Source organism: Bradyrhizobium jicamae (genome assembly GCF_018130215.1).
Taxonomy (GTDB): domain Bacteria; phylum Pseudomonadota; class Alphaproteobacteria; order Rhizobiales; family Xanthobacteraceae; genus Bradyrhizobium; species Bradyrhizobium jicamae_A.
This window is the reverse complement of sequence record NZ_JAFCKQ010000014.1, coordinates 35,561-55,414: the sequence shown is the minus strand read 5'-3', so window position 1 is coordinate 55,414 and position 19,854 is coordinate 35,561. Positions and strand designations below refer to the sequence as shown.

The window sequence follows — 19,854 nt, the reverse complement described above, 5'->3', positions numbered from 1 at the left end:
GGCTGTGGTTGGGGGCACTACTCCCCGCCCAGCTCGGTTCGGCGCTGCTCTCGGCCCGGTAACTCAGCAGGATAGAGTAGCCGTCTACTAAACGGCATGTCGGGAGTTCAAGTCTCCCCCGGGCCACCAGTACATAAACACGCGTCACCGTGCTTCGCAAGCCATCTGGTCTCATGCGGCTCCCCGGGCACGCTTTTGCTCGGCCCTCGTCGCGGCGCGACCTTGGGGCCCCCTTCCGGACATGGTACCATTTCCGGGCGCGCCCTACCCCTTGGCTTCAAAAAGTTGAGCTAAAGCCAAAAGCCTATGCTGGGCTTCACAGGGCGGTGCCCGCTTCCGGGAAACATTGGGGATGCACGGCACCCAGGTGCCAATGCCCCCCCTAGGTGCCCCTTCGGAAGGTGCTGGGTGCCCCCCGTGGGACCCTGCCTCCTAGCGCCTACCCGCCCCACGGGCTCCCGAGGGGCCCACAGGGGCATTGTGGGGATGCCTACGCGGGGCCAAAGCTGACCCGCCGCCCATTTGGCATCTATATGTGAGCGGAACGGGACCATGCCTGTAACTTATTGTAATTGCTACTGAATATTACTGCCTTGCCCCTCGTGTCCTCCGCTCGATACGCTTGGCGAAGGGTGCAAAATGCACTCCCTGTATTTGCACCCCTAAAATGGGCTGTCGTCTGGCATGGCGATTTGGGCCGCCAGTTCCTCAATATCCTCCGAGTAGTCCCCTGCCCAGTGTTGCATCAATGCCCTCGGCAGTTCCGCATTAAGCATTTGGAAGGCCAACGCCGTGACCTCCATGTCCTTCATGATCCCGGCAGCAACATTGGTCCTCTGGATGAGGTCCACAATCTCTTGGGCCTTCCGCTCCTTCCAAGTGTCCCGCTCTTCATCGGTGTAGGCCGCTGCCGACTTCCCCTGCCAAATATCTCTCGCCTTGGGCCATGACAGCTTCATGGGGTCCACTGGCTGCTCCCCCGCTGCCGCTGCTGCCGCCTCTATTGCCTTTGGTAGCCCCTTCCAGGCTGCCCTCATGTACTTCACTTGTCGCAGAGAGACGGATGTCCGGTCAGCTATCTCCTGTGCCGTAAGGCCCCCGAGGTCCTCCTTCACTATCTGCCAAGCGGCCTCGCTCTTGGCGTGTTTCGTCATCGGCAGCTTATCTTTGACGTTACAGGAGAGTGCCAGCAGCCGCGCCGCAGCTAGGTCCCCCGGAAACACCTCCACAGGTATCCCCCCGTCCCACCCTGCGGTGTCATAGGCTGCAAGGCGGTGGTGCCCATCAATCACGTAGAAACTCTGCCCCACCGGCATGACCAACAGGGGCGCTAGTGGCTTGCCCTGTTCCTCGATTGCCTTGGCGAGCGTGTGAATATGGTCACGCCTGCTCCACTGATCCGCGCTTTCGCTCCCTCTCCACTGAAACACCCGCTCAGCAATGCAAATGTCTGCCCGTGCGACCTTGCGCCTATCGGGCCCTCTGGTGGCGTTGCCCGCCGCCCCATTGCCCGCCTTGCGGCTGGCCTCAATATGCGCCTGTAGTTGTTCGGCGGTCCTTCCGCTGTCCGCTGGCGTCTGCACGTTCTCTTTGAGTACGCGGCGGGTCCTCACTTTGTCCCACGGGTCCTTCTTAGCTTTGGTGTTGGTGGCTTGCTTCTTCATTGTCCCGTTTCTTCCGCGTTCTTCTCAATCTGATTAGCGTCCCAGTCGTAGCGCCTTGTAATGAACGCCGTTTCCTGCGGTTCATCGGCGTGGTGCCAGTGTATTTCCAGGCCTCCCTCAGCGGGCCTCATGACCAGCTTGCGCACCGCGCCCCGCAGCGCCTTATTGGCCTCCTCGGTGTCTATGGTTTCCGCTGTGAGCGCCTCCTCGACTGCTGCCAGCCGTAGCTTGACGTTGGTGCTAGTCATGGTGTCCCGCCGCGCCAGCATCTCCCGCAGGTTCTCTTTGGCCTCCTCAAGCGCCTGATCCAACGTGTTCAACGCCTGTCTCGCCGCCCTGCTCTTATCGGTGATAGTTATCTCCAAAAGCTCGCGTACCCTGTCCTCTCCGTCATCAATTGCCGCGCGCTGCTGTGTAATCTTCTCGTCCATCTCTGCGGTGTCATTGCCCCTTGGAGCCTCTTCCAAGACGAGGCGAATTATCCGGCGCATCTCCTCCTCTGCATCGTGGTACGGGATGCTTTCGTACTTGCACGTTCCCGACTTCGCGTGCGCTGCTGAGCACACGAGGTACACATGCTCTCCCTTGTTGACCCGAGTTACAGTGCCGCCGCAATGCCGACATTTCAGAACCCCCGCGAATATGGACTGCACCGGGGCGTTGGTGTTCTTGCCTCTGGCCCCAGTGGTGCTCAGGCGGGCATTCACCCGCTCGAATAGTTCGCGGTCTATGGCGGCGGGGAAGCGGTGCAGGATAGGCTCTTGGGGTGTCCGTTCCTTGGTGCGCTTACCGTCCACCTTCCGCACCGTGTGTGGGACAAATACGCCGATAGCCGCTTTGTTGGTCAGTAGTTTGCGGATGTATGACTTGTGCCAGAATTTGGCCTTCCATCCCCCCGCGCCCCATGTGTCAACCTTGGCCTCATTGAGCTGTGCCGCGATGGTGTGCTGTCCCATGCCATCGTCAGCCATCTCAAATATCCAGCGCAGCCTCTCCGCCCGCTCGTCGATCAACTCATAGCTTTTCTTCTCAGTGTTCCAGCGTATCCACGCGGGTAGCCTCCGGGTGTAGGGTTTGGTCAGCCTCTCCTCGCTGGCGAACACGCGGCGTTTCTCGGCATACTTCTGGGCGACCCGCATACCTTTCACTGCGCTCTCTTGGTTGCCGCGTGCGAACGAGAGCACCATTGCGATGAGGTGCATCAGGCCATCTTGGCTGCGTAGGGTCTCCATGTTGTATTCGCGCCCAAGGCCGCCGTTGTCCGACAGATCAACGACGGTGATGCCCGCGCGGATGATCTTCTGCATCTCGAATGAAGCATCCGCTGCTGGCTCTCGGCTCAACCTGTCAAGGCTTTCGACAAGCAGCCATGAGCCCTTCGGCACAGTGCCCTCCTCCACCGCCTTGAGGAACGCACCGAGGTTTCCAACGTCTCGGTTGGCTCCTGTGTACGCAGAGACGCCCCGGTCAGTGAGGTTCAATTCGGTGTCGAGCGGGACACCCATGCGGTTAGCCCACGCCTGTGCTATGGCTGTCTGTCGCCGCAGGCTGTCTCCCAGCGCCTGTGCAGGCGTAGAGAAGCGTTTGTAGCTGTAGGCTCTGGGTTGCTGCTGGGTGTCCGGCGGAGGCGCCTGGCCTGCTGCGGGAATGGTGATGCGGTTCATTGCGGGTCTCTGTTAGCCCACCATGGGCAGTGAGACAATCACATGAGCAGGTGATGCCCGCCGGCGGCCGCGATCTCGAGTGCGCGTTTCGCACTCTCCTGGCCCTTGATGTCGCGCAGGTCGGGCAACGCCTCCCCGCGTTCATGCACCTTCGGCTGTGGCCGCGACAGCACCTGCGTGCCCTTGAAGTGGTTGGCGATCTGGATCAGCGACTGCGCGGCGATGATCTGGATGTCCGGGCTGGCCCAGGCCGCTTCCGAGCCGCAGGCTGCCGGGCAGATCAGCCCCTCGTCGCGCGAATTGGCGCCGATCGCGGCCGGCAGCACGCCGGCCACCGGGGCGATCGAGCCGTCGAGCCCGAGTTCGCCGAGCACGGTGAAGCCTCTCAGCGCATCCGGCGGGATCGCGCCAATTGCCGCCATCAGCCCAAGCGCGATCGGGAGGTCGTAATGACTACCTTCCTTGGGCAGGTCGGCGGGGGCGAGGTTGACGGTGATCCGTCGGGCGGGCAGTGCCAGGCCGGATGCGATCAGCGCCGAGCGCACCCGCTCCCGAGCCTCCGACACCGCCTTGTCGGGAAGGCCGACGATGGCAAAGGCCGGGAGGCCCGGTGCAACCTGCACCTGTACGTCGACCGCGCGGGCCTCAATCCCCTCGAACGCGACGGTGGAAACCCGCTGGACCATGCTGCCCCTATCTTCTGCAATCAAAGGTAGCGGAAGCGGATCACCAAGGCAAGAACATTAAGGGAACATTCATCGGGCGTCATCTGCCATCCAACCGGAAATGGCCGCTGCAAAGCCGTGGGTTTGATGTCCGCTGTTCGTTCAGGGGCCGAATATCACCAGTTCGGTGAAGGTCAGGTCCCCCAGCTGCGGCGGCTTGGGACCCTTGAAATATCTCAGCCCCCTGTTCGGGAAGTGCCGGCCGAACAGACCTGGAATCCTCTCTTTGGCATCGACCAGGCAAAGCAGGATGCCGCGTCGCAGCAGGAAACGCCCGATCGTGCCGGCGCACCGGCCCAGATCCGCCGGAGAGCGGCAGTAGACGATCTGGCCGCACGGGATGAGGCCGTGGCCTATCCGGCGCGCCACGACCACGAAGGGAAACACTGCGCCATCGCAGACGCAAATCAGCGAGAGGCACCCCAGGGCGGAGTGTTCCGAGAGCGTATATCTCTCGCTCTCGGACAGCAGCGCCATTTCAGCAAGGTCGCAACGAGCTTCAAGCACCCGGCAAGACCGCCGCACCGGATTGAGCGCGGGCACGAACGCGAACTGTCCGTTGGAAAAGAGGCGAAATCCAATCGCCTCGTTGGCTTTCAATGTCGCGGGCGCGGGTGAGATGTTTGTGAAGGTCACCCCCTTCTGTCTGAGAAGCGCTCCGACCAGCTTGGCGGCATAGGGACGGAACCCCGCATCGACGGACCAGCTTGAAAGATTGCAGCGGACTTCGTCGCCGTCCCGTCCCGCGTGGAGGGAGTAGAGCGTCATAACCACGCCGACGATCCGGCCGGATTTCTCCAGGGCAAGGCCGTATCGCGGGAAATCAGCGACGGCAGGCCGTTGCGACAAGCGGGTCAGCGCCTGTGCCCAGTAACGCCGTCCGCGTCCCGGGAAACCCCTGCAGAGACAATCGATCACTCCTTCCCAATCACTCTCGCGAATTGGTCGACAGCTAAGGTCGAGAGGGAGCGCACCAAGTACGGCCATACGCAACCCGAAGATGAAAAATCAATATTGCCTGTTGTACCGGCTTTGAAAGGGAAGTCGGAAACCCGCTGAACCGCGCTGCCCTATCCTCTGCAATCGACGGTAGCGGACGCGGCGACTCGAGGGCAATGCCTCCAAGGCATTACCGATTCCAGATTAGAACTTTTTGGGAACATCCGGTGTGGCGCTTCTGCTCACCCGATCGGAGCGCCTCGCATTGGCGCGGATGATCTTCTTGAATGAAACAGGGATTTCCGGATCAACAACGCGAGCTTATTTCGCAGCGCGCCTTGCCTCGATGGCATCCCAGATCATCGCCGCGACGTCGGGGCCGTTGAGCCGCGCGATCGCACGGATGCCGGTCGGCGAGGTCACGTTGATCTCGGTGAGATTGCCGTCGATCACGTCGAGGCCGACGAACAGGAGCCCGCGCTCGCGCAGCGCCGGGCCGACGGCGGCGCAAATCTCGCGCTCGCGGTCGGAGAGCTCCGTCGCCCTGGCCGCGCCGCCGCGCACCATGTTGGAGCGCAGGTCATCCGCGGCCGGCACGCGGTTGACCGCGCCGGCGAACTCGCCGTCGACCAGAATGATGCGCTTGTCGCCGTGCTTCACCTCGGGAAGGAAGCGCTGGATCACCCAGGGCTCCTTGAACGTCACCGAGAACATGTCGAACAGCGAGCCGAAATTCATGTCCTGCGGCATGACGCGGAACACCGCTGCGCCGCCATGGCCGTGCAGCGGCTTCATGACGACGGCGCCATGCCGATCCCGGAACGCGTTGATCTCGTCGAGGTCGCGCGAGATCAGGGTCGGTGGCATCAGCTGCGGGAAATTCATCACGAACAGCTTTTCCGGCGCATTGCGCACGCTGGCCGGATCGTTGACCACCAGGGTTTTGGGGTGGATGCGCTCGAGGAGGTGGGTCGAGGTGATGTAGGCGAGGTCGAAGGGCGGGTCTTGGCGCAGCAGCACGACGTCATAGGCATTGAGCGCCTCGCGCTTCGGCTCGCCGAGCGTGAAGTGATCGCCGGCCTCGTCGCGCACGGTCAGATGCTGCACCGGCGCCACCAGTTCGTCGCCGTTCAGCGACAGCTTGTCCGGCGTGTAATAGGAAATGCCGTGGCCGCGCTTCTGCGCCTCGAGCAGCAGCGCGAAGGTGGAATCGCCGCGGATGTTGATACGCGCGATGGGATCCATCTGGACTGCGACTTTCAATTTCATGGCGTTTCCCGCGAGGTCTGGAGAAGGAATTTACCGGCTTGCGTCGAATGCCGCTAACAGATGGCGCGGCAGGCTGCGCGGCGCAATCAGGACGGCGTCGAATCTTAAGTCGAATTCGGCATGCTCGGGATGCGCCATCAGCCAGGCCTGCGCGGCATCGATGATGCGCCGCTGCTGGCGGAGCGTCACTGCGTAGGCGGCATCGTCGAGGCTGGCACGGGCCTTGACCTCGATGAAGGCGATCAGATTGCGCCGGCGCGCCACGAGGTCGATCTCGCCATAGGGCGTGCGGAAGCGCTTTGCGAGGATGCGATAGCCCTTGGCGATCAGATAGGCTGCGGCGCGGGTCTCCGCGGAGAGGCCGGTGCGGAAGGCCGCGACGCGTTGGGGGGAAGCGCTGTCAGTCTTCGGCATCATCGCCCCTGGCCGTCCTGGCGAGCTCCAGCGCGCGGGCATAGACCTCGCGGCGCGGCCGGCCCGACAGCTCGACCGCGTGCGCGACGGCGTCCTTGACGCTGCTGCGCGCAAGCTGCGTGCGCAGCAGGTCGTCGAGGGCGTCCTCGCCCATCACGCCGGCATCGTCGGCCGGCGGGCCGACGACGAGCACGAACTCGCCGCGCGTTTCCAGCGTATCCGCCCGCGCGGCCAGCTCCGCGACCGGAGCGCGCTTGATGTCCTCATGCAGCTTGGTCAGCTCGCGGCAGATCGCGGCGTCGCGGCCCGCCATGGTCGCGGCGAGATCGCGCAGCGTCTCCTGCACGCGATTGCCGGACTCGAACATCACGATCGTCGAGGAGATCCGGGCGAGCTCGGCAAGCCGCGCGCGCCGCGCATGCTCCTTCGCCGGCAAGAACCCCTCGAAGAAGAACCGGTCGGTCGGCAGTGCCGCCACCGACAGGGCCGTCAGCACCGATGACGGCCCGGGCACCGCGACGACGCGATATCCTGCGGCGCAGACCTCGCGCACCAGTTTGAAGCCGGGATCCGAGATCAGCGGCGTGCCGGCATCCGACACCAGCGCAATCGACGCGCCCTGCGCCAGCCGTTCCAGGATTTTCGGCCGCGCCTGCGCGGCGTTGTGCTCGTGATAGGGTTTCAGCTCGGCGGCGATTGCATAGCGCTCGGTCAGGCGGCGGGTGATCCTGGTGTCTTCGCAGGCGATGATGTCGACGCCGGCCAGCGTCTCCAGGGCGCGCAGGGTGATGTCGCCGAGATTGCCGATCGGCGTTGCCACCAGATGCAGTCCGGGCGCGGCCTTGGGCGCCGTCAGCACCTGGCCGCCGACGGCGAAGGTGCGATCGGCGGAACCTGCCGCGGCGTCCGAATGCTGGAGGGAACTGGTTTTTGCGCGCATAATGCCAATCTAGAGGGATGACAGTGCTTACGCCACACGGAGGTGGCTGAGGACGGCGCGCCGCCGCGCCGAAACCGAGGTGCCGGCAGCGGCGCCATAATCCTTTTGTTTTGGTTAACTATTCGCCGACAATATGCCCAAATCCACCCCCCTCATCAGGGCTGGATGGAGTCCTGGCCGATCACGGTCGGTCAAGAGAAGAGAGACGATGGCAGGCCCGCATCACCGCAAGTCCACGCCGACGGGCGCGACCCGGCGCACAGCGCTTGGCCTCATCATTGGCGCGCCGCTGCTGTCGGCCTGTTCGGGCATCCAGCAGAGCTTCTCAACCCCGGACGCCGGACCCTCGGGTCCGCCGCAGCAGCCGCAGGCGGTCGGGACCGGGCAGGTCAAGGTTGGCCTGATCCTGCCGCTGTCGGCGTCCGGCAATGCCGGCGTCGCCGCGCAGTCGATGCGGAACGCGGCCGAGATGGCGCTTGCGGAATTCCAGAACCCGAACATCCAGCTCCTGATCAAGGACGATGGCGGCAGCCCGCAGGGCGCGTCGCAGGGTACCCAGCAGGCGCTCGCCGAGGGGGCCGAGATCATCCTCGGGCCGCTGTTTGCCGGCTCGGTGCCGGCCACCGCGCAACTGGCGCGCGCGCGGGGAACCTCCGAGATCGCGTTCTCGACCGATTCGAGCGTGGCCGGCCATGGTGTCTATCTTTTGAGCTTCCTGCCGGAATCCGACATCAACCGGATCGTCGATTATTCGATCGGCATCGGAAAGCGCTCGTTCGCGGCGATGGTGCCCGACAATGCCTATGGCAATGTGGTCGAGGCCGCCTTCAAGCAGGCGGTCGGCCGCAAGAACGGGCGCGTCGTCGCGTTCGAGAAATACGGCGCCGACCGGGCCGCCCCGGCGCGGACGGTGGCGCAGGCACTCGGCCAGGCGGACGCGCTGCTGCTCGCCGATGATGGTGATTCGGTCGTCGCGACCGCCGATGCGCTGACGGCCGCGGGTTCCAATCTGCACAATATCCAGCTGCTCGGCACTGGGCTGTGGGACAATCCGCGCGTGTTCGCGAGCCCAGCCCTGCAGGGCGGCCTCTATGCCGCACCCGATCCGTCCGGCTTCCGCAGCTTCGCCGGCCGCTACCGCACCAAGTTCGGAGGCGAGCCGGTGCGCACGGCAACCCTGGCCTATGACGCCGTCGCGTTGGTCGCGGCGCTCGCGCGCACCCAGGGCGGGCAGCGCTTCGCGCCGGAGACGCTGACCAACCCTTCCGGCTTTGCCGGCATCGATGGCCTGTTCCGCTTCCGCTCCGACGGCACCAACGAGCGCGGTCTTGCGGTGATGAAGGTGACCTCGGGCGGCGGCACGGCAGTTGCCGGATCGCCGAAGAGTTTCGGCGCTTAAGCGGCTAGGTCGGCAACGACAGCGTCGAGCACTGGAAAGCCCGACTTGGTCACGCGCAGCCGACCGTCGGCGTCGACGGTGATTGCACCTTCGTCGCGCAACATCGCAATCCGGTGCGGATCGAGCGTGCGGCCGGAGAGCGCGGCATAACGCTTGGGATCGATGCCCTCGGCGAGCCGCAATCCCATCAGCAGGAATTCGTCGGCGCGCTCCTCGCTGTTGAGGCAATCATCGGTCATGACGCCGTGGCCGTCCGTCTCGACCCGCAGCAGCCACGCCTCGGGGCGCTTGTCGGTCGCGGTTGCGTGCCTGACGCCGTCGATGTCGAGGCGGCCATGTGCGCCTGGGCCGATGCCTGCATACTCGTCGCCGCGCCAGTAGACCAGGTTGTGCCTGCACTCCGCGCCGGCCCGCGCGTGATTGGAGATCTCGTAGGCCGGCAAACCCTCGCGCGCGCAAACCTCCTGCGTCACGTCGTAGAGCGCGCGCGCCGTCGCCTCGTCGGGCGTCTTCAGTTTGCCGGCGGCGTGCAGCCCGAAAAACGGCGTGCCCTCCTCGATCGTCAGCTGATAGAGCGACAGATGCTCGGCGGCTTCCGAGATCGCCTGCTTCAACTCGGCGGTCCACATCTGCGGTGTCTGGTCGGGCCGGGCATAGATCAGGTCGAACGAATAACGTTCGAATGCGGTGCGCGCGATTGCAACCGCGTCAAGCGCTTCGCGCGCGGTATGCAGGCGGCCGAGCGCCTTCAGCGATGCATCGTCCAGCGCCTGCACGCCGAGCGAGACGCGGTTGACGCCGGCTGCGCGATAGCCGCGGAAGCGCGTCGCCTCGACGCTGGTGGGATTGGCCTCCAACGTGACCTCGACGTCGCGTGCGACCTGCCAGTGCTTGCCGATCGCATCCAGCACCGCGCCGACGGTCTCCGGCTGCATCAGCGAGGGTGTGCCGCCGCCGAGGAAGATCGAGGAGACCTGGCGTCCCGGCACGCGGGCGGCCGTCGTCTCGATCTCGCGGGCAAAGGCGCGCACGAAGCGCACCTCGTCGACGGGCGCGTGCCGGACATGGCTGTTGAAATCGCAATATGGGCATTTCGACAGGCAGAACGGCCAGTGCACGTAGACGCCGAAGGCAGCTTGGTCAGCGAGGCTCAAGGCAGATCTCCGCGAGCTTCACGAAGGCGCGGGCGCGATGCGACAGGCCGAGGCCGAGCGGCGGCAGGCCGTGCTTCTCGATGCTGGTCATCTCGCCGAAGGTCCGTGTGTGGCCATCGGGCAGGAACGCCGGATCATAGCCGAAGCCGGCGGTGCCGCGCGGCGGCCAGACCAGGGTTCCATCGACCCGGGCCTCGACCTCCTCGAGGTGACCGTCGGGCCATGCCACGCACAGCGCCGAGACGAAATGCGCCTTGCGCTCGCCCGGCGTGGTCGCGCCGCGCTCCTGCAACAGGCGCTCGATGCGCGTCATCGCCGCCATGAAATCCTTGGCTTCGCCGGCCCAGCGCGCCGAATAGATGCCGGGCGCGCCGTCGAGCGCGTCGACCACGATGCCGGAATCGTCGGCAAAGGCCGGCAGCCCGGCGGCCTTTGCCGCCGCGATCGCCTTGATCGCGGCGTTGGCACGAAAGCTGTCGCCGGTCTCCTCCGGCTCGGCGAGGTCGAGCTCGCCGGCCGACGCCGCTTCCACCCCGTGCGGCGCCAGCAATTCCCGCATCTCGGCGAGCTTGCCCGGATTGTGGGTCGCGATCACGAGCTTTCCGGTGATTCGGCGGTGCATGGCCAATCAGACTACGCCACGGCGATCTTTTGCAAGTCGACCAGACGCGCGACACCCTTGCGCGCCAGCGCCATCAGCGCCAGGAACTCGTCCTGCGAGAACGGCGTCTTCTCGGCGGTGCCCTGCACCTCGATGATGCGGCCATCGCCGGTCATCACGAAATTGGCGTCGGTCTCGGCCTCCGAATCCTCCGCATAGTCGAGATCTAGCACCGGCGTGCCCTGGTAGATGCCGCAGGAGATCGCCGCCACATTGTCGCGCAGCACATTGGCCTTCAGCATGTTGCGGGTCTTCATCCAGCTGATGCAATCGGCCAGAGCCACCCAGGCGCCGGTGATCGAGGCGGTGCGGGTGCCGCCATCGGCCTGGATGACGTCGCAATCGACCGTAATCTGGCGTTCGCCCAGCGCTTCCAGGTCGACCGCGGCGCGGAGCGAACGGCCGATCAGGCGCTGGATCTCGACCGTGCGCCCCCCCTGCTTGCCGGCCGAGGCCTCGCGGCGGGTCCGTTCCAGCGTGGCGCGGGGCAGCATGCCGTATTCGGCGGTGACCCATCCGCGGCCCTGGCCCTTCAGCCATGGCGGCAGCCGTTCCTCCAGGGTGGCGGTGACGAGCACGTGGGTGTCGCCGAACTTCACCATGCAGGAACCCTCGGCATATTTGACGACACCGCGATCCAGCGAGACGGGACGCAGCTCATCGGGCGCACGGCGGCTTGGCCGCATGGAATCCTCCGAAAATCCGAGAGAAATGGCTGGCCGTGCTTGTAGGAGGGGGAAGGGGCAGCGGCAAGGGTTTTGGGAGCGTTTTGGGCGCGGTTTTCGACCCCGCTTGCAGCCCGGTTTCCCGGGGCGAATGCATGCTCGTCATGGTGCTTGTCTTGGTGCTTGTCTTGGGCCCCGCAGATCGACAAATTAGGGGGTAATTGTGAGGGAGTAGAGCTTGGCTCACCACGATCCGATTGGCCTGATCGCGCCCCATGCGGGGCTCGCCCAGCTCAACGAGCGCTCGCGCGACATTTTTCGTCAGATCGTCGAAAGTTACCTGGCGACCGGCGAGCCGGTCGGCTCGCGCAACATCTCGCGCCTGATCGCGTTACCGCTATCGCCGGCATCGGTGCGCAACGTGATGTCGGACCTCGAGCAGCTCGGCCTGATCTACGCGCCGCACACCTCCGCCGGCCGGTTGCCGACTGAACTTGGCTTGCGCTTCTTCGTCGACGCCCTGATGCAGGTCGGTGATCTCACCGAGGCGGAGCGCCAATCGATCCAGACCCAGCTCGCCTCGGTCGGCCGCGCACAGACAGTCGAGGCTGCGCTCGGTGAAGCGCTGACCCGGCTGTCGGGGCTGACCAGGGCCGCGGCGGTGGTGCTGACGCCGAAGTCGAACGCACGGCTGAAGCACATCGAATTCGTACGGCTGGAACCCGAGAAGGCGCTGGTCGTGCTGGTCGGCGAAGACGGCCAGGTCGAGAACCGGGTGCTCGCGCTGCCGCCGGGTGTTCCCTCCTCGGCGCTGATGGAAGCGACCAACTTCCTCAATGCGCGGATTCGTGGCCGGACTCTGGCCGAAGCCCGTCTCGAACTCGAGACCGCGCTGACGCAGAACCGCGCCGAGCTTGATCAACTGACGCAAAAGGTCGTCGCCGCCGGGATCGCAAGCTGGTCGGGCGGCGAGAACGAGGACCGCCAGCTGATCGTGCGCGGCCACGCCAATCTGCTGGAGGATCTGCATGCGCTCGACGATCTGGAGCGCATCAAGTCGCTGTTCGACGATCTCGAGACCAAGCGCGGCGTGATCGATCTGCTCGGCCGGGCCGAGCGTGGCGAGGGTGTGCGGATCTTCATCGGCTCGGAGAACAAGCTGTTCTCGCTGTCGGGTTCCTCGACCATCATCGCGCCCTACAGCGACGCGCACGGCCGGATCGTCGGCGTCCTTGGCGTGATCGGCCCGACCAGGCTGAATTATGCGAGAGTGATTCCGACTGTCGACTACGCCGCGCGCATCGTCAGCAGGATTCTGGGCGGCTGACCGTACCGAGGCTCGTTTTTGACCCGTTGATGTCACGCGAACCGGAGGCCACCCGAAACGCCACGTAGCGCTTGATTTTCGGCGCCCAAAGCACGATATCCCGGCAAGCCAATCCCCAAGATTTGAACCGACGCGAGTTTTCGAGAAGGCACGCTATGACCGATCCGAACCGGACAAATGACAATGCCGAGAATTCGGCGCCGACGGGCGAGCCTGTGGTCTCCAAGCCCTACATCATGCCCGACGACCCGGAAGCGGGATCGGCGGAGGCTCTCGGCAAGGAACTGGCCGAGGCGCGCGACAGGACGCTGCGCACGCTGGCCGAGATGGAGAACCTCCGTCAGCGCACCCGCCGTGAGGTCGCCGATGCCAAGACCTACGGCATCACCGGCTTCGCCCGCGACGTGCTCGAGATCGCCGACAATCTGCAGCGCGCGCTCGATGCGGTCCCGGCCGAGACCAAGGAGGCCGCTGATCCCGGCCTGAAGGCGCTGATCGAAGGCGTCGAGTTGACCGAGCGTTCGCTGCTCAACGCGCTGGAAAAGAACGGCGTGAAGAAGTTCGATCCGATCGGCGAGAAGTTCGATCCGAACTTCCAGCAGGCGATGTTCGAGGTACCCGACCCGTCGGTGCCGTCGGGCACCGTGGTGCAGGTCATGCAGGCCGGCTACATGATCGGCGAGCGCATTTTGCGTCCGGCGCTGGTCGGCGTTTCCAAGGGCGGCGCAAAGGCCGCCCCGGCGGCCGATTTCACGGCCTGATCGTCGGTCCGCTCGCGACGCGGTTCAGGCGATGTCCGACGACTGGATGCGCTTGACCCCGGCCTTGTCCATGTCGGCCCAGGCCTTGGCGAGCGAGCCCTGGGTGTCGATGCCGCGGCAGGCGTCTTCCACCACATAGGTCTCGAAGCCGGCCTTGCGTGCATCGAGCGCCGTCCATGCGACGCAGAAATCGGTGGCGAGGCCCGCGACGAAGACGCGCTGCACCTCGCGTGCCTTCAGGTAGGCGGCGAGCCCTGTCGTGGTCTTGCCGTCAGCCTCGGTGAACGCCGAGTAGCTGTCGACGTCCTTGTGAAAGCCCTTGCGGATGACGAGCTCGGCCTGCGGGATCGCAAGATCCTTCGACAGCGAGGCGCCGTCGGTGCCCTGCACGCAATGGTCGGGCCACAGCACCTGCTTGCCGTAAGCGAGGTCGACCGTCTCGAACGGCTTCTTGCCGGCATGGACCGAGGCGAAGGAGATGTGGCCCGGCGTGTGCCAGTCCTGCGTCATCACCACATTGGCGAAGCTCTTGGCGATCTTGTTGATGATCGGCACCACCTGCTCGCCGTCCTTCACCGCGAGGCTGCCACCGGGCAGGAAGCAGTTCTGGACGTCGATCACCAGAAGCACCGAGCCGTCATCCGGCTTGATTGCAGCTGCCCAAAGCTCGCCAGGAACCAGTGTTGCCAGAGCCGTCGCCCCGAGACCCGTAACCAGGCCTGCAACAACCCGTCGTCGATCCAACATCGTGCCTCTCCTCGCTGGGGTGAAACCGCGCGGGAAGGCTAGTTCCGTTTGCGTACAAACGAAAGGCCGATTTTTCGGCGGGGCTTGAGGAAATTCCGGTCAGCCGCGCGGCTCGATGCCGTCGCGCACCGCGCGGAAGCGCGGGAATGCCTTCTCCCAGTCGGTGCGCGGCGTACTGGCGATGATGCGCATCGAGGAATTCGAGCCGAAGCGCAGCCACTGCACGACGGTGACGGGGGTGTTGTCCTTGCCGCTGGTGGCGTCGATCCGGGTCTCGTAGCCGGGCTGGCCGTCGATGCGGATCGGCTCGGACATGGTGATGTGCCCGTCACGTATGCCGGGGATCGTGGTGGCGATCTGCTGCGCGAAACGGCCGCGATCGTCGGGACTGGCTGCGGTCGAGCCGATCACGCCGAGGATCATGAACGGCTTGGTTTCCAGGCCGCTCTTCTCGTCGCCGTCGGCAATCATCAGCGCCGCGCCCGGCACCAGCATGCGGACGTTCTTGAAGTCGCTGAGCTGGGTGATCTTGAAGGGCATCATGCCGAGCTGCTCGTCGACCGGAACCTCGTTGCGGACCACGGCGGTAGCGAACATCTGCCGCACGGCGTCGTCGGTGTAGATCTTGGCGGCGTTCTCGGGCACCTGCACCGCGACGTAGCCGGAGAAGGTCGGGCCGGGCAGGATCATCGAATAGCGCCGCACATTGGTGGCGCCGTCCCGCCCGCTCTCGATCGTGTAGTAGCCGAGCCCTGCCGGGGTCTCGAGGCTTTCGGGCTTGATGCCGCCGCTGCCGGCGGGGTTGGCCTTGAAGGCGCTGACCACCTCACCATAGGCATCCGCCGGCAGATCGGCGACCAGGACCTTCACCCCCTGATCCTCGGTCTCGAACCCAATGAACGTCTTCGCGCGGACGAGGCCGACGAGCGGCTTCATGCCGACATGCGCGCCCGGCGGAAAGACCACGTCGGCCGCGAAAGCGGAACAGGTGGCGGCAATCAGCGCGGCAACCGCAGCGAGAACTCGAAAGGGCGTCATGAAGGATCTACCGGCTTTGGCTTTGAGGCCGCTCATCGGGCCTGCGCAGGACTGGGGGCGTCATCAGTCGGCCCGCTTTTAGCGGTTTTGATGACCCTGCAACAGGGTCCGCGGTCGATCCGTCTCGGTCTTGCGCGCCTTCGATTCCGCATGATTTTTCCCCGATAATCCGCCTGTTTCCGGGGTTTGCCGACATTTGTCCGGCAACTGATCGCCCCGTCCGGAGGCCTCCGGCAGCGGCCAAACAGCGCGCCCGGTACCGATGAGCTGATCGCTGACCGGCCGTTGTGAGCGTTCACTCAACAAGCGCAAGCGGCGCCAGGCATCCGTCGCGCGTGGGCGCGGGAGATATCATTGCCGATTTGTTAACTTGACTGGAGGCTGAACCGGCGCGACGCCCGGGCTGACACAATCTTTCAAACGTCAGTCTTTTCAGGCCTCAACGTTGCGTCCAGTCCTTGCGGGCAGGACCCTCTCTCCTATATCAGGCTCACCGTCGCAATATCGCGAGTATGTGATCGTCTGGGGGTTCGGTTCGGGGCGCCGTCAGGGCTCAACCAACCTGCCGCAGCAAGAAGGATATGAAAACCATGGGTAAGGTCATTGGGATCGACCTCGGCACCACGAATTCGTGCGTCGCCGTAATGGATGGCAAAAATGCCAAGGTGATCGAGAACGCGGAAGGCATGCGGACGACACCGTCGATCGTTGCTTTCACTGACGATGGCGAGCGCCTCGTCGGACAGCCGGCCAAGCGCCAGGCGGTGACCAATCCCGAGCGCACGTTCTTTGCGGTGAAGCGCCTTATCGGCCGCCGCTATGACGACCCGATGGTCGAAAAGGACAAGAAGCTCGTTCCGTACAAGATCGTCAAGGCATCGAACGGCGACGCCTGGGTCGAAGCCGACGGCAAGACTTATTCGCCCTCGCAGGTCTCGGCCTTCATCCTGCAGAAGATGAAGGAGACCGCTGAGGCGCATCTCGGCCAGAAGGTCGATCAGGCCGTCATCACGGTTCCTGCCTATTTCAACGACGCACAGCGTCAGGCCACCAAGGACGCCGGCAAGATCGCCGGGCTGGAGGTGCTGCGCATCATCAACGAGCCGACGGCTGCCGCGCTCGCCTATGGCCTCGACAAGTCGAAGGCCGGCACCATCGCCGTGTACGACCTCGGCGGCGGCACCTTCGACGTCTCGATCCTCGAGATCGGTGACGGCGTGTTCGAGGTGAAGTCGACCAACGGCGACACCTTCCTCGGCGGCGAGGACTTCGACATGCGCCTCGTTGGCTATTTGGCCGATGAGTTCCAGAAGGAGCAGGGCATCAACCTGCGCAACGACAAGCTCGCTCTGCAGCGCCTGAAGGAGGCTGCGGAGAAGGCCAAGATCGAGCTGTCGTCGACCACGCAGACCGAGATCAACCTGCCCTTCATCACGGCTGACCAGACCGGTCCGAAGCATCTGACGATGAAGCTGACCCGCGCCAAGTTCGAGGCGCTGGTGGCCGACCTCGTCGAGAAGACCATCGAGCCGTGCCGCAAGGCGCTGAAGGATGCCGGCCTCACTGCCGGCGAGATCGGTGAAGTGGTGCTGGTCGGCGGCATGACCCGCATGCCCAAGATCCAGGAAGTCGTGAAGCAGTTCTTCGGCAAGGAGCCGCACAAGGGCGTCAATCCCGACGAGGTCGTCGCGATCGGTGCTGCGATCCAGGCCGGCGTGCTGCAGGGCGACGTCAAGGACGTGCTGCTGCTCGACGTGACCCCGCTGTCGCTGGGCATCGAGACGCTGGGCGGCGTGTTCACCCGCATCATCGACCGCAACACCACGATCCCGACCAAGAAGAGCCAGGTGTTCTCGACCGCCGAGGACAACCAGAACGCCGTCACCATCCGCGTCTTCCAGGGCGAGCGGGAAATGGCGGCCGACAACAAGATGCTCGGCCAGTTCGACCTGATGGGCATTCCGCCGGCTCCGCGCGGCATGCCGCAGATCGAGGTGACTTTCGACATCGACGCCAACGGCATCGTCAACGTCTCGGCGAAGGACAAGGCGACCGGCAAGGAACAGCAGATCCGGATCCAGGCATCCGGCGGCCTGTCCGAAGCCGACATCGAAAAGATGGTCAAGGACGCCGAGGCCAACGCGGCCGAGGACAAGAAGCGGCGCGAGGCTGTCGACGCCAAGAACCACGCCGACGGTCTGGTGCATTCGACTGAGAAGGCGTTGGCCGAACACGGTTCGAAGATCGCGGATACCGAGCGCCGCGCCATCGAAGACGCGGTCAGCGACCTCAAGGAAGCGCTGAAGGGTGACGATGCCGAGGCGATCAAGGCCAAGACCAACACGCTGGCGCAGGCCTCGATGAAGCTCGGCGAGGCCATGTACAAGCAGCAGGCCGAGGCCGATGCGGCCAAGGACGCTGCAAAGGACGACGTCGTCGACGCGGAGTTTACCGAGGTCGACGACGACAAGAACAACAAGAAGTCTGCTTAACGGCGGGCTGGAGATGATGACCCTCACGCCAAAGAGCACGCCAGGCGTCTCGATGGGGTGGGGGTCATTTTTCGTTAAGCCGATCGCTGCATCTTTTTTACCGGACGCGATCCTGGCGATGGCGACGAACTTCGGACGGAATTGAAGGATGTCCACCAAGCGCTGCTATTACGAGACCCTCGAGGTCGAGCGGAATGCGGACGAGACCAAGCTGAAGTCGGCTTTCCGCAAGCTCGCGATGAAATGGCACCCGGACCGCAATCCCGGCGATGCGCAAAGCGAAGTCCGGTTCAAGGAAATCAACGAGGCCTATGAGGTGCTGAAGGACGGCGATAAGCGCGCCGCCTACGACCGCTTCGGCCATGCCGCCTTCGAGCAGGGCATGGGTGGCGGCGGCCCGGGCTTCGGCGCCGGTTTCGCCTCCTCCTTCTCGGACATCTTCGAAGACCTGTTCGGCATGGCCGGGCAGCGCCGCAGCGGCGGCCGCGAGCGCGGCGCCGATTTGCGCTACAACATGGAAATCACGCTCGAGGAAGCCTTCCAGGGCAAGACCGCGCAAATCGAGATCCCGGTCTCGGTCACTTGCGAATCCTGCTCGGGCACCGGCGCCAAGGCCGGCAGCAAACCGAAGACCTGCTCGCATTGCGGCGGCGCCGGCCGCATCCGCCAGGCGCAAGGCTTCTTCACGCTGGAGCGTACCTGCCCCGGTTGCCAGGGCCGTGGCCAGATGATCGAGGACGCTTGCGGCGCCTGTGCCGGCTCCGGCCGGGTCACGCGCGACCGCACCCTCTCAGTCAACATCCCGCCGGGCGTCGAGGACGGCACGCGCATTCGTCTTGCCGGCGAAGGCGAAGCCGGTGTCCGCGGCGGCCCGCCCGGCGACCTCTACATCTTCCTGTCGCTGACCACGCACCAGTTCTTCCAGCGCGACGGCGCCGATCTGCATTGCCGCGTGCCGATCTCGATGGTGACTGCAGCGCTTGGCGGCGAGTTCGAGGTGCCGACCATCGACAAGGGCAAGACCAAGGTCAAAGTGCCCTCGGGTACCCAGTCGGGCCGTCGATTCCGCATCGCATCAAAGGGTATGCCGGTGCTGCGGTCGCGCCAGACCGGCGACATGTATGTCCAGGTCATGGTTGAAACGCCGCAGAATCTGACCAGGAAGCAGCAAGAACTGCTGATGGAATTCCAGAAACTGTCGAACGGGGCCACCCAGCCGGAGGCTGAGGGTTTCTTCTCTAAGGTCAAGGACTTCTTCGGAAACCGTTCCGCGCAGCAATAGTCGTCATGCTTGACCGTAACGGCTCCGACCTATACGTCTTTGTGACTGTTTTCTGACAACCGCTCGATTGTGCGGTCCCGCCTGGTAGCGACATGCCCTTGCAATCGTCCGCGCGTGTTTTGAAGAAGCCCCTCCGTCTCGACGACGAGGTCCGTTTTCTCCGATCATGGATAGAGAAGCCGCTGCATATGGGCGCGGTGATGCCGTCCGGCCGGCTGCTGGCCCGCACCATGGCGCAGTATGTCGATCCGCACGCGGAAGGGCCGGTTGTCGAGCTCGGACCCGGCACCGGCGCGATCACCAACGCGCTGATCGAGCACGGCGTCGACCAGAAGCGGCTCGTACTGGTCGAGTACAATCCGGGATTTTGCGCGCTGCTGCGTGAGCGCTATCCACAGGCCAAGGTCGTCCAAGGCGATGCCTACCGGCTTCGGGACACGTTGTGGGATGCCCTGAAATCTCCCGCCTCGGCCGTCGTCTCCGGCCTGCCGCTCGTTACCAAGCCGATGCTGACGCGCCTGAAGCTGGTCCGCGACGCATTCCTCGCGCTCGCGCCTGGCGCCCCCTTCGTTCAGTTCACCTATTCGGTGGTGCCCCCGATCCCGAAATCGCTGCCGGGCGTGTCCACAGAGGCCTCTGAACGAATCTGGATGAACCTTCCGCCGGCCCGGGTCTGGGTGTACCGCAAAGGCTGATCTTCGGCGCGTATTCCG

General features: G+C 64.6%; 17 protein-coding genes, 1 tRNA gene and 1 pseudogene. 7 read left to right on the top strand and 12 right to left on the bottom strand.

The features are described from left to right. The first annotated feature begins 52 nt into the window (after nucleotides 1-52). Nucleotides 53-129, top strand: a tRNA-Ser gene (locus JQ586_RS17450). 533 nt (nucleotides 130-662) lie between these two features. Here JQ586_RS17450 and JQ586_RS17445 read toward each other — a convergent pair. The 7 genes and pseudogenes from JQ586_RS17445 to rsmI form a co-directional block, all read right to left on the bottom strand. Beyond that, a complete protein-coding gene (locus tag JQ586_RS17445) occupies nucleotides 663-1,664 on the bottom strand; it encodes a ParB/RepB/Spo0J family partition protein (protein ID WP_212395835.1) in 1,002 nt (333 codons plus the stop codon). Further along, nucleotides 1,661-3,328, bottom strand: coding sequence for a recombinase family protein (locus JQ586_RS17440; protein WP_212395834.1), 1,668 nt, complete (start codon nucleotides 3,326-3,328; stop codon nucleotides 1,661-1,663). The genes JQ586_RS17445 and JQ586_RS17440 overlap by 4 nt, the downstream gene beginning before the upstream one ends. Before the next feature lie 41 nt (nucleotides 3,329-3,369). Next, a pseudogene (locus JQ586_RS17435) lies at nucleotides 3,370-4,014 on the bottom strand (magnesium chelatase domain-containing protein); the annotation flags it as partial. Nucleotides 4,015-4,155: 141 nt separating this feature from the next. Then, on the bottom strand, nucleotides 4,156-4,902 hold the full coding sequence (locus JQ586_RS17430) for a hypothetical protein (protein ID WP_249147709.1): 747 nt from the start codon (nucleotides 4,900-4,902) through the stop codon (nucleotides 4,156-4,158). A 411-nt stretch (nucleotides 4,903-5,313) separates the two neighbouring features. Next, nucleotides 5,314-6,261, bottom strand: a complete 948-nt coding sequence (gshB, locus tag JQ586_RS17425; RefSeq protein WP_212395832.1) for a glutathione synthase — start codon at nucleotides 6,259-6,261, stop codon at nucleotides 5,314-5,316. Between the two features lie 30 nt (nucleotides 6,262-6,291). Further along, the gene (locus tag JQ586_RS17420; protein ID WP_212395831.1) at nucleotides 6,292-6,675 is read right to left on the bottom strand and encodes a YraN family protein; all 384 of its coding nucleotides are present in this window, start codon (nucleotides 6,673-6,675) and stop codon (nucleotides 6,292-6,294) included. Next, complete coding sequence (gene rsmI / locus JQ586_RS17415; RefSeq protein WP_212395830.1) at nucleotides 6,662-7,615, bottom strand: 16S rRNA (cytidine(1402)-2'-O)-methyltransferase; 954 nt, start codon at nucleotides 7,613-7,615, stop codon at nucleotides 6,662-6,664. Before rsmI ends, JQ586_RS17420 begins: the two co-directional genes overlap by 14 nt. A 208-nt stretch (nucleotides 7,616-7,823) precedes the next feature. Here rsmI and JQ586_RS17410 point away from each other — a divergent pair, with 208 nt between their 5' ends. After that, nucleotides 7,824-9,014 (top strand): penicillin-binding protein activator, encoded by a 1,191-nt coding sequence (locus JQ586_RS17410; protein WP_212395829.1) that lies wholly within the window; start codon nucleotides 7,824-7,826, stop codon nucleotides 9,012-9,014. Here JQ586_RS17410 and hemW read toward each other — a convergent pair. Genes hemW through rph form a run of 3 tightly spaced genes read right to left on the bottom strand, consistent with a single transcriptional unit; the run spans nucleotide 9,011 to nucleotide 11,515 of the window. Then, entirely contained in the window at nucleotides 9,011-10,168 is a 1,158-nt protein-coding gene (gene hemW / locus JQ586_RS17405; protein WP_212395828.1) for a radical SAM family heme chaperone HemW, read from the bottom strand. The genes JQ586_RS17410 and hemW overlap by 4 nt on opposite strands. After that, the gene (rdgB, locus tag JQ586_RS17400; RefSeq protein ID WP_212395827.1) at nucleotides 10,155-10,790 is read right to left on the bottom strand and encodes an RdgB/HAM1 family non-canonical purine NTP pyrophosphatase; all 636 of its coding nucleotides are present in this window, start codon (nucleotides 10,788-10,790) and stop codon (nucleotides 10,155-10,157) included. Before rdgB ends, hemW begins: the two co-directional genes overlap by 14 nt. A gap of 11 nt (nucleotides 10,791-10,801) precedes the next feature. Beyond that, entirely contained in the window at nucleotides 10,802-11,515 is a 714-nt protein-coding gene (gene rph / locus JQ586_RS17395) for a ribonuclease PH (protein ID WP_212395826.1), read from the bottom strand. Nucleotides 11,516-11,732: 217 nt separating this feature from the next. Between rph and hrcA the strand changes: the two genes are divergently transcribed. Beyond that, complete coding sequence (gene hrcA, locus JQ586_RS17390) at nucleotides 11,733-12,821, top strand: heat-inducible transcriptional repressor HrcA (protein ID WP_212395825.1); 1,089 nt, start codon at nucleotides 11,733-11,735, stop codon at nucleotides 12,819-12,821. A gap of 155 nt (nucleotides 12,822-12,976) precedes the next feature. Then, nucleotides 12,977-13,582, top strand: a complete 606-nt coding sequence (gene grpE, locus JQ586_RS17385) for a nucleotide exchange factor GrpE (protein ID WP_212395824.1) — start codon at nucleotides 12,977-12,979, stop codon at nucleotides 13,580-13,582. Between the two features lie 24 nt (nucleotides 13,583-13,606). Here the strand turns inward: grpE and pncA are convergent, their stop codons facing one another. Together pncA and JQ586_RS17375 are read right to left on the bottom strand one after the other, a co-directional pair. Further along, a complete protein-coding gene (gene pncA, locus JQ586_RS17380) occupies nucleotides 13,607-14,329 on the bottom strand; it encodes a bifunctional nicotinamidase/pyrazinamidase (RefSeq protein WP_212395823.1) in 723 nt (240 codons plus the stop codon). 99 nt (nucleotides 14,330-14,428) lie between these two features. Continuing rightward, nucleotides 14,429-15,367, bottom strand: a complete 939-nt coding sequence (locus JQ586_RS17375; RefSeq protein ID WP_212395822.1) for a hypothetical protein — start codon at nucleotides 15,365-15,367, stop codon at nucleotides 14,429-14,431. Between the two features lie 590 nt (nucleotides 15,368-15,957). On the opposite strand from JQ586_RS17375, the gene dnaK reads away from it, so the two are divergent. From dnaK to JQ586_RS17360, 3 genes are all read left to right on the top strand, one after another. Then, nucleotides 15,958-17,859: a molecular chaperone DnaK gene (dnaK, locus tag JQ586_RS17370; protein ID WP_212395821.1), complete on the top strand. Its 1,902-nt coding sequence runs from the start codon at nucleotides 15,958-15,960 to the stop codon at nucleotides 17,857-17,859. A 148-nt stretch (nucleotides 17,860-18,007) separates the two neighbouring features. Next, the gene (gene dnaJ, locus JQ586_RS17365; RefSeq protein ID WP_212395820.1) at nucleotides 18,008-19,141 is read left to right on the top strand and encodes a molecular chaperone DnaJ; all 1,134 of its coding nucleotides are present in this window, start codon (nucleotides 18,008-18,010) and stop codon (nucleotides 19,139-19,141) included. 92 nt (nucleotides 19,142-19,233) lie between these two features. Next, entirely contained in the window at nucleotides 19,234-19,836 is a 603-nt protein-coding gene (locus JQ586_RS17360; protein WP_212395819.1) for a class I SAM-dependent methyltransferase, read from the top strand. Nucleotides 19,837-19,854 lie beyond the last annotated feature (18 nt).

Bases quoted from the DNA above. Each gene is read 5' to 3' on its own strand.
- grpE (WP_212395824.1), top strand. From the start codon at position 12,977: ATGACCGATCCGAACCGGACAAATGACAATGCCGAGAATTCGGCGCCG.
- rph (WP_212395826.1), bottom strand. From the start codon at position 11,515: ATGCGGCCAAGCCGCCGTGCGCCCGATGAGCTGCGTCCCGTCTCGCTG.
- rdgB (WP_212395827.1), bottom strand. From the start codon at position 10,790: ATGCACCGCCGAATCACCGGAAAGCTCGTGATCGCGACCCACAATCCG.
- dnaJ (WP_212395820.1), top strand. From the start codon at position 18,008: ATGTCCACCAAGCGCTGCTATTACGAGACCCTCGAGGTCGAGCGGAAT.
- JQ586_RS17360 (WP_212395819.1), top strand. From the start codon at position 19,234: ATGCCCTTGCAATCGTCCGCGCGTGTTTTGAAGAAGCCCCTCCGTCTC.
- JQ586_RS17375 (WP_212395822.1), bottom strand. From the start codon at position 15,367: ATGACGCCCTTTCGAGTTCTCGCTGCGGTTGCCGCGCTGATTGCCGCC.
- JQ586_RS17420 (WP_212395831.1), bottom strand. From the start codon at position 6,675: ATGCCGAAGACTGACAGCGCTTCCCCCCAACGCGTCGCGGCCTTCCGC.
- JQ586_RS17440 (WP_212395834.1), bottom strand. From the start codon at position 3,328: ATGAACCGCATCACCATTCCCGCAGCAGGCCAGGCGCCTCCGCCGGAC.
- pncA (WP_212395823.1), bottom strand. From the start codon at position 14,329: ATGTTGGATCGACGACGGGTTGTTGCAGGCCTGGTTACGGGTCTCGGG.
- JQ586_RS17410 (WP_212395829.1), top strand. From the start codon at position 7,824: ATGGCAGGCCCGCATCACCGCAAGTCCACGCCGACGGGCGCGACCCGG.
- rsmI (WP_212395830.1), bottom strand. From the start codon at position 7,615: ATGCGCGCAAAAACCAGTTCCCTCCAGCATTCGGACGCCGCGGCAGGT.
- dnaK (WP_212395821.1), top strand. From the start codon at position 15,958: ATGGGTAAGGTCATTGGGATCGACCTCGGCACCACGAATTCGTGCGTC.
- JQ586_RS17445 (WP_212395835.1), bottom strand. From the start codon at position 1,664: ATGAAGAAGCAAGCCACCAACACCAAAGCTAAGAAGGACCCGTGGGAC.
- gshB (WP_212395832.1), bottom strand. From the start codon at position 6,261: ATGAAATTGAAAGTCGCAGTCCAGATGGATCCCATCGCGCGTATCAAC.